Raw genomic sequence first — 9,822 nt, forward strand, 5'->3', positions numbered from 1 at the left:
ATTCTGATTTTAGGCTTTTAGAATTTTGCATTTAGACCAAAGTTGACTGCTTTTGGCAGTGGAAACTCATCGTTAACAGGATCGATTCCACCCCATTTAAACCAATACAAGTTGTTTTGGCCTCCAACATAAACTCTTAAAGATTTTACAGTATAATTCACTTTTTGAAGCAGCACATCAGGAAGGCTGTAACCTAATTGCCAGTTATTTAACCTGAAAAATGCAGCACTTTCTACCCAACGGTCTGAATATCTGGCATTACTAGCAGGGTCTCCTACAACTGCTCTTGGCATCATGGTATTGGTATTACTTGGAGTCCAGCGGTTTAAGGTAGTTGCAAAATAATTGGTGCCCGCACCAGACATGCCTTCAAACCTTCTCCTTACCGCATTGTATTTATCTACATCACCTTCTCCATAAAAACTCAATGATAAGTCGATACCTTTCCAAGAAACATTTAGATTTAAACCATAAGTATAACCGGGAATGGTATTACCAAGCTCTGTTTGATCGTAGCTATTCAATTTACCATCTGGTGTGGTACTGTAGAAAGGCTCAGCATCTGTTGGATCTCCACCCAAATCTTGAAAATATAAATCGCCTGCCTCTACATAATCTGTGTTGCCAACTATCTGATCTTCGTATTGTGAGTAGTAAGCATCTATTTCATCCTGAGACTGGAAGATTCCTCCTACACGATAGCCCCAAAGGTGGCCTATTGATCTACCTTCTTCTACTCTTCCGAAATCGGTAGTTAGCGGTTGGCTCTGATAGAGTTTTGTCACTTCGTTTTGTACAAAACTGATATTTCCAGTAATGCCATAATTGAATGCACCAATGTTATCATTCCATCCTAATTGTAGGTCAATACCTGTATTTCTCAACTCACCTATATTGAATAATGGATTGTTGGTTCCTACACTTAATGGCAAGTTTACACGCTGTAAAATACCACTGGTAATTCTGTTGTACCATTCTACAGTAAGGTTGATTTTATTATTCATCAACAATGCATCAAAACCTGCATAAGTAGTTGTGGCAATTTCCCAAGTTAAAGACGAGTTAGGGAAATCTGCAACTACAGCACCTAAACTCATATTACCAATTGGGTCGCCATTACCTGAACCCCAACGATAAGTAGAAATACCAGTGTTTACGCTAGATAAGAATGCATAAGAACCAACTGCCGCTTGGTCGTTACCAGCTTGTCCCCAACCACCACGAAGTTTTAAATCATCTATAAAAGTTACAGACTCGAAGAATGGCTCACTGCTAATTCTCCATGCACCTGATACAGAGTAGAAATTACCCCAACGATAATCATCATCAAAACCATTACTAGCATCTCTTCTAAATGAGAAGTCTAAATAATACTTGCTGTCGTACACATAGCTCGATCTGGCTACATAACCAAACCAAAAACGTTGTCCCCAACCGTAGAATGAGTTATTGTTTGCATTGTCGCTTCCAAAACCTACACGCTTAGGGTCATCGCTGATGTTGGTAAGATTCTCTGTACTCAGGTTTTCCGTTTCTAATGTGTGTCGCTGATCTTGTACCGCAGCCGTTAAAGTTAATCTGTGTTTGGTACCAAAAAGCTTATCGTATGTAAGCATTAAGTCAGACTGAAAGTTGAAGATGTTATTGATTCTATGTTCCATCTGACCTAAACTATTAGGGGCATTTGCTGCCTCAGTAGCTGGATCAATACCTGTTGGTCTAAAGATATTAGTGGAATATCTTGAAAGACTATACCTATCTTGTTGGGTATAATCTAAGTTTAAACTACCTCTAATGGTTAAATCTTTAATTGGTTTTAACTCGGCATAGAATTGTCCCAAACTTCTATCGATAGAGAAGTCTCTGTAGTTTAAATCTGTAATTGCCAGATAGTTTACATTAGAACCCTGACCGTAAATTTTTAATGGAGTCCAAGTATCGGTAAGCAAATAAGGATCAATTACTGGTGCATAACCCGTAGGATGTGATGGGTCTCTTAATGGCTGCCAAGGTGAAACATCTGCAATTTCTTGTAAATCTGATACATTCAGTTGAGAAACCTGATTGGTGTATTTATAGTTAATGCCTGTTTTTAACCAGTCTGTCACTTTCACATTTACATTTACAGCTCCGGTATATCTTCTCAGATTATTGCCATATATCATCCCCTCTTGATCAAACAAACCAGCAGAAACATAGTAGTCAACTCTTTCTGTTGCCCCAGAAACTTTTACGTCGTAAGACTGAGAAACAGCATTTTTATTTACCAGATCATCTTGCCAATCGTAAGTTGTAACATCACTAATGTAATACGGGCTTTGTGGGTCAAACTGAGGGTTGTAACTAGTTAATCTAATTGCATCTTCTGGCTCATTACGACCATATAAATCTTCTTCGATGGTAATATCTGGATTTGTATTGTTGTTGTACATCTCCCTTGTGAGGTTTACAAATTGCTCTGTGTTAAGCAAATCGTAAGTTGGTATATTTTGAAAACCAGTTCTTGTATTAAGTTCTACTACCGGCGCACCTTCTTTACCTCTTTTAGTTGTAATTAAAACCACACCATTTGCCGCTCTACTACCATAAACAGCCGCTGCTGATGCATCTTTCAAGACTGAGATTGATTCAATATCATTGGGGTTAATGAGGTTGAAAAGGTTTGGAGGAGTACTTAAACCACCACCACCAATTACATCTTCGTTTCCAGCTCTTGGTGGTTCAATAATTTGTCCATCGATTACATACAATGGTTGAGAGTCACCATTCCAAGTACCAATACCACGCACAAAAATTTGAGGAGCTTCATTTGGGTTACCACTGGTATTTACTACGCGCACACCTGTTGTATTTCCCTGTAAGGCAAATTGCGGTGAGGTCATCCCGATTTTTTCGATTGATTCTGCACCAACCGTAGATATTGAACCAGTTAAGTCTTTTTTATTTCTTTCACCAAAACCAATAACAACTACTTCGTCTAGTTGCTGCATATCCACCTCAAGAGATACATCGATAGTACTTTTTGCTCCCACTGCAATTTCTTGCGACATAAATCCAATGTAGGAATACACCAATACATCATCATTACTATTTATACTGAGTTTGTATTCTCCATTTAGGTTGGTTGTTGTTCCGATTGAGGTTCCTTTAATAATTACACTTACACCTGGCAAAGGCTCAGCATCTTCTCCCGATATAACTACTCCTGTTATAGTTTTATCTTGTTGAGCTATTTGTACCTCTTTTACAGTATTAGGTCCTTCCCTTTTAGCTACATGAATGTTGTTGTTTATTCTAGTAAACTGCACACCTGCTTGTTTAGAAATATCTTTAAGCAAATCTGCAAGCGAACGTTTTTTAAGATTTACACTCACTGCTTTATTTACATCAACAAATGCATTGTTATAAGTAAAGCTGAACGAAGTCTCACGCTCTATTTTCTCTATAGCATTTTTTAATGTTTCATTATTAAATGAAACTGCCAGATAAATATCATGTATGCTTTCTTTCTGAGCGTTGCCCTCATTCGCCAGAAGCATCCCACAAAAAAATGCCTGTAGGAAGATGCCATACAACATGTATTTAGACATCATAATAATTTGTTTTAGTATACTCATTTTCATATTTTAGAGCTTTAGGTAATTGTAATTTTTACTTAAAAAATCTGATTAAGTAGCTGCAGACTGTCGCAAGTTTTTCCAGACTACTTTTTATTGAATTTTGAGACAGGTATGGTCGCAACATACCTGTCTCTTTCATTAGGAGGTATTGGTATTTTGCTTTTTCATATTACTTGGGTTTGACGATTACATGCTTATCTTTTATTTCGAAGTGGAACCCAGAGGTAGTCGCAATACCTTCGAGTACATTATGCAGCGACTCATTTTTAAATGTGCCACTATATTTGCCAGAAAACCTGAATTTTTCATCTACAATTATTTCTACTCCGTACCAGTTTTCAAGCCTTTCAAAAATCTCTTTCCCATCAGCATCTTTAAAAAACAGAATACCTCTGGTCCAAGCCATTTTACTTTCTATATCAAACTTACTCTTTAGAATCTTACCATCTGTTTCATAGGTAACCATCTCACTGGGAACAAGCATAATTCTGTTACCCGCCTGATCTGAAACTTGCAGCTTGCCAGTAACTAAAGCAATCTCATTTTTCTCTTTGTTATTTTGAATGTTAAATGAAGTACCCAACACCTTTGCTTTCAGGTTTCCAGCTTTTACAACAAATGGAATATTGCTTTTCTCAACTTCAAAAAATGCTTCCCCTTCTAACTCTACTAGTCGTATGCTATCAGTAAATGTGTCTGGATAGTGGAGTTTACTGCCAGCATTTAACTTTACACTTGTTCCATCTTTTAGGGTAAGTGTAGTTTTTATTCCTTTTGGACTTTCTTTAGTTAATATCTGCTGGGTTTGAACATATTCTGTACTTTGTCTTTCTTCTAAATATTCAAACCAATAATACAAATACGAGATACCTACTATGGTGAGCAAAATAGCAGCTACGTTCAATAGCCAATTATTCTTTTTTTCATAGCTGGTAGATTCTTCTTGTGGGTTAAAAGTTTTAGCCATTACCGCTTCATACATATCAGTATAATCCTGATCGCTTAGTTCGGCAACTTCTTGATATTGAAATGAGCTGATAATTTGCTTTGCTTGTAAAACTTCCCTCCTCTTTTCAGGATGGTTTGTAATCCATTTATCCCAAAAATGACTGCTTTCCTCATCGGGTTTAATCACCCATTTTTTAAAAAACTCATCTGTTAAAAAATCCCCAAGTTTAAAATCTATGTAGGTAAGAGATTTTTTACGGGAAATAAAATATTTTCTGATCAATTGTATCATTGTGAAATAGACTGACTGGCAATGGCATATAAAATTATTAAGGCTGGTATCTCTAAGAAGTAATTGCCTGTATTTACTTCTTTTCTGGCTGTATCCAGTGCCCTGTAGATGAGTTTTCTGGCAGATTTACTATTCTTTAATCCCATCACTTCTGCCACTTCTTTATAAGACAAACCTTCTGCATAAAATAATAGAAGTGCCTCCTTTTGCTTATTGGTAAGCTGTTTAAGTATTTTATCTAGCTTCGTTTTTATCTCTTCGGTAATTTCGTCGCCAATTATTTTGTCTTCAAAAGAGAGCTCGATATTGAATAAATCATCGGTTAATGCTTCATTCGATATATACTTTCTTTCTTTTTCAAGCTTCTTTACCATTTCGCGGTAAATGGCTTTGTACAAATAAGCCTTTATAGAATTTACCTCAGAAAGCTTATCCCTTCTGCGCCTAATACTGATATATACATTTTGGATGCTGTCTTTAATAATGTCTTTGTTTCGGGTAAACTGGTAAGCAAAATTGTAAAGACTGGGGGTGTATTTTCTGTAGATGTGATTAAAGGCTGCTTCGTTACCTTTTTTAAACTCTAACCAAATTTCTCGATCAGATTTATAATCGAAAAGGGATTTTGCAGATTGTAATTTTTCTGTACGGTTGTTACCTAAAGACAGATGTTTAGTAGTCTCAGTGTGTTTTTGGGATAGTTTCATTTTCATATATTTTACAGGAGTTTTTCATCCTTATGTTAGTATGGGAAGCCTATTCCCGAAATGACCCCATTTTTTCAAAAAAAAATTTAGAATCTTTTTCAAAATGCATTTTCTCAGTCAGAATCAATTAATCAGATTCTCGGATCACCTTATTTAAGGTACTCAGTAATTATGAAAAAAGCGGCCTTAGTACCTTTAATTATGTACCAAGACCGCTATTTTTAAGCTGAAATAAGTTATTCTAATATTTACTTCTTCTTTTTCTTATCGTTTAGGTTTTTCGACTCATCGTGCTTTAATTGTTTTCGTACTCTTCTTATATCTTCTTCAATTGGCAAACTCTCCGGATGCACATTTTGTCTTGTTAATGCATCTCGAATATCTTTATTACTACTTTCGTGTTGAGCTCCAATTTCGTCTTCTCCTTCTAGCTCATCTCTCAAAATATTAAACTGAGTAAGTTCATTTGCCAAATCTTTCGCTTTTATAGTAATGGTTGGCAAGTAATCTCTCAATTGGCGCTTTTCGGGCACACCCATGGCATTTTTAATTTCTATGGTCGATTTGCCACCAAACAAAGCTTTTTGCCCTCTTTCCATTACTCTTGCAAAACCTTGTCTGTCTAAACCCTGCCCTCTAATAATCTCACCAAGTTTAGCCTCGCTTTCTCCCAACTTCTGGTATGCTCTTATTCTTTCCGATTCTTTGATGTGTTTTTGCAATAACTCTTGCTTTCTGGTTTGGAAAGCAAAGTAACTTTGGGCAAATGCAATAATCTCTTTTCTTGGGTCTCCGTTTTGGGCAATAAGATAACAAGCATATCTCGAAAGCATTAAATCGGCAATTTTTCGCTTACCTCCTTTACCAACTTCGATCATCTTATTGACATCAATAAAATGATCTGAAATACTCATACCGGTGTTTTCGCAAGCAATTTTACCTTTCTCAATTACTTTTTGAAAGTTTTGCCACAGGCTATATCCTAGTAACTCCTGCAATTCTCTGCCTTCCCAAAATTCAACTTCTTCTACATACTTTACCTTGGATTCAAATAATTGCTGAAGTTGTTCAATTCTTTTGCTATTCATAAATCAGAATAATTTCTTCCTTATATTTCTCGTTTTTAGCCAGTTCTGTATTTACCAAATATGGGTTTAATAGCTAATATGCCTTATTTCTCTCTTTTTTAGAGATTATCAAAGTACATCCTTACTAAACTCGTTTTTAGAAACTTCTCTCCAATTAAAAAAGCTGATTCTGGCGAGCCACTACTTTATAATTTTCACCTTCCTTTCTAAGCTGATATCCTTTTTTAGACATCGCCCATTTAATAAAATCTTTCTCGTCATTATGCTGTAACCTGTCTGAAATAAAGATTCTGAACCAGAAAATAGTATTATCATCTTCTCTGTCCATTTTACCATCTTTAATCACTCGGCCTTTAATCATTGGGTTTTTAGACACATAATTGTAAAAATCTTCCCAATCGCGATTGCTGGCATTATCTACTAATTGCTTTATTTGCGATTCGATGTATTCTTGATACTCCTGCTCTAAAGTAGCAATTAGCTTTTCTTCCATTAACCTTTGCTTTTTTAAAGCAGCTTCTTGTTTCTTTTTATCATTTGCTTCTTGTTCTTGTTCTTTAGACCAAGGAGCTTCAACTTTTACCTCATTTTCGATCAAAGTGTTTAGGTAAGCACCTAAATTTTTCACATGCCCTTTTTCGTATCTCTCTTTGGCGTAAGTAATGGCTTCTCTTAGAAACTGCTCATCAAACCTGCTTGCATATTCTGTTGCTTGCTTTTTGGCAATACCCATCGCAATCAATTCATCTACAATCGTTGCCTCCTCTTCACTACTTAGCCTAGATGCATTTACAAATTTGTTTTTGGGCTTTATAATAAACTTCACAAACTCTACCCTTCTACCTTTTTTAATCTCTTTAAATTGAAAAGTAAGATCGCAATGCTCGTTGAGTTCTTTTTGCGCAATGAGCAACACATTCTTTTTAAAATCATAGTATTGTTTGTACTTCTGCTCAACTCCTAAAATCTCTTTTAGCTCATCTACCGAAAAGCGTCTTTCTCCTATTGGTAAATACTGTTTTAAAAACTGATAGATTCTAATTGCATACAAACTACTCAGAGGCAATGTGTTTCGAATATCGTAAGAGGTAAATTGCTCTTTTAGTTGCAGTAGGAATGGTAAAAGGTCTGGGTGAAAAATTGCTTCTATATAAGGTTTGTCTTTGGGGTAATGAATCTTATAAAATAAGTTTACTTGAGTTAAACCTTCTTTATCGTCATAAATCTCGATTACGTGCTTCATCATCGACTTGGTAATGAAACGCGCTCGCTGATATTCATTCTTATTTTTGGTGCCTACACTTTCGGCAAAGTCTCTCAAATAAACTCGCTGTCTGTGAAATCCACCCTGACTTTTATCCAACTGAGCAATCAAAACTTCAATCAATTTGATTTGAGATAATGTTAGCCCGTTTAATTTTGCATTAATCAGCCTGTTACTCTTAACTACCAGATGCGGATTAGACTTTGTCATAAGAATGATTCAATTAAATTCGAGATTGAAATTAGATAAAAAAAACGAGGTGGTAAAAATCCCTCGTTAAAACATCCTTAATAACCTCGTATTTAATCCTTATTAGACTCGTTATTTCGTCATAATAAACTGATTATCAGTAATATATAAACAAACAAGAAATTTTAAATTATGCCTTATATTTCTCGTTTTTAATATTAGATGCAACTTATCTTGCTGATTTTAAGCTTTATATCTCTTAAATCACTCGTTTTTAAGTGGATTCATAGAAAAAAGTAGAGTGCTTGCAGCATTAAAAACAAGTTAAAACGAGGTCTGTAAGGGAGAATTAGGCAAAATCTAGGGCAAAACAGGGTTTTTGTGCCTTAAAAAACTCGTTTAAAGTAAAGATTAAAGCAGTGCCTTATATTTCTCGTACTTTCCTTATGCACCTCGGTCTATTACTTACAAAGCTCGTTTATTCCCTTATATTTCTCGTTTATTCCCTTATATTTCTCGTTTAATTACTTATATACCTCGTCTTTTTACTTATTTCACTCGTTTAAACGATAGATAAATTACAGATTATCAGTCACTTATGCTATGGTAAAACCATTTAAAACTAATATTAAAACAACAAACTTTAGAGTTGTTGATCTTACTTTATCTTTTTAAAATAAATAGAGCCCTTACAAACCTCGTAGTTAATTTTTTTATAGGGTTACCCATTTAAATCTCAGTGTGTAAAACCCATACGATCTACAGGATTATCTTAGCTTAAAATAAGCATATATAAGATGAAAATAGATAAAGGATTAACAGAAAAAGCATTTAAAAGCAGGTTTGGGACAAAAGAACAGTGTTTAGCGTATTTACATGATCAGAAATGGAGTGATGGATACCATTGTCGAAAATGTAGGCATACTACTTTTTGTAAAGGCAAACAAGATTTTAGTAAACGATGCACAGCTTGTGGTTATGATGAATCTGCCACAGCTCATACTCTATTCCATAAGTTAAAATTTGGTATAGACACAGCCTTTGCCATGGTTTACGAGATAGTCACCAATAAAAAAGGAGCAAATAGTATTCATTTAGCCCAGCGTTTTGGTGTAAGACAAACGACAGCCTGGTTATTTAGACGTAAGGTGCAACAGGCTATGAGCAGTAGCAAAAAGTTTCCCTTAGTAGATCAGGTGCATGTAGATGAGTTTGAAATAGGCACTCCCCAAGAAGGAGAGCAAGGTCGCAGCCATTCAGACAAAAAAGTAAGAGTAGTGATTGCCATTGAATATAGAGAAGGCATTGCAGGAAGGGGGTATGCTCAACCCATAAAAGACTTTAGTGCTAAGAGCTTAAATCCTATATTCAAAGACCATATAAGTAAAAAAGCAGCCATAGTTACAGATGGTTGGAGTGGCTATAAACCTATCAAAAAGTTATACAAAAACATGCGCTCACAGTTATCAAACAAAGGGGAAAACTTCACCATGTTACACTTGCAAATTAGGAATTTGAAAAATTGGTTGAGAGGTACTCATTCTTATTGTGATAAAAAGTTGTTGAATGATTATCTAAACGAATATTTCTTTAGATTTAACCGAAGGAATTTTAGAGAAACCATTCTGGATAAATTACTTGAAAGAATGGTAGAAGCTAAACCTAAAACTTACAGTCAAATTATTTGTGCTGCGACTTAGATGGGTAACCCTAT

At 35.4% G+C, this 9,822-nt stretch carries 6 protein-coding genes; 1 reads left to right on the plus strand and 5 read right to left on the minus strand.

The annotated features are described in order from the left end of the window. Positions 1–17: 17 nt before the first annotated feature. From OQ292_RS35770 to OQ292_RS35790, 5 genes are all read right to left on the minus strand, one after another. Entirely contained in the window at positions 18–3,617 is a 3,600-nt protein-coding gene (locus tag OQ292_RS35770) for a SusC/RagA family TonB-linked outer membrane protein (protein WP_284688952.1), read from the minus strand. A gap of 172 nt (positions 3,618–3,789) precedes the next feature. Further along, complete coding sequence (locus tag OQ292_RS35775; RefSeq protein ID WP_284688953.1) at positions 3,790–4,860, minus strand: FecR family protein; 1,071 nt, start codon at positions 4,858–4,860, stop codon at positions 3,790–3,792. Further along, positions 4,857–5,573 (minus strand): RNA polymerase sigma factor, encoded by a 717-nt coding sequence (locus tag OQ292_RS35780; protein WP_284688954.1) that lies wholly within the window; start codon positions 5,571–5,573, stop codon positions 4,857–4,859. Before OQ292_RS35780 ends, OQ292_RS35775 begins: the two co-directional genes overlap by 4 nt. A 242-nt stretch (positions 5,574–5,815) precedes the next feature. Beyond that, complete coding sequence (dinD, locus tag OQ292_RS35785; RefSeq protein ID WP_284688955.1) at positions 5,816–6,655, minus strand: DNA damage-inducible protein D; 840 nt, start codon at positions 6,653–6,655, stop codon at positions 5,816–5,818. A gap of 154 nt (positions 6,656–6,809) precedes the next feature. Continuing rightward, positions 6,810–8,129 carry a replication initiation protein gene (locus OQ292_RS35790; protein WP_284688956.1) on the minus strand — a complete coding sequence of 440 codons (1,320 nt, stop codon included), beginning with the start codon at positions 8,127–8,129 and terminating at the stop codon, positions 6,810–6,812. A gap of 776 nt (positions 8,130–8,905) precedes the next feature. Here OQ292_RS35790 and OQ292_RS35795 point away from each other — a divergent pair. Beyond that, positions 8,906–9,808 carry an IS1595 family transposase gene (locus tag OQ292_RS35795; protein WP_284687978.1) on the plus strand — a complete coding sequence of 301 codons (903 nt, stop codon included), beginning with the start codon at positions 8,906–8,908 and terminating at the stop codon, positions 9,806–9,808. Positions 9,809–9,822 lie beyond the last annotated feature (14 nt).

Source organism: Chondrinema litorale (genome assembly GCF_026250525.1).
GTDB classification, from domain to species: Bacteria; Bacteroidota; Bacteroidia; order Cytophagales; family Flammeovirgaceae; genus Chondrinema; species Chondrinema litorale.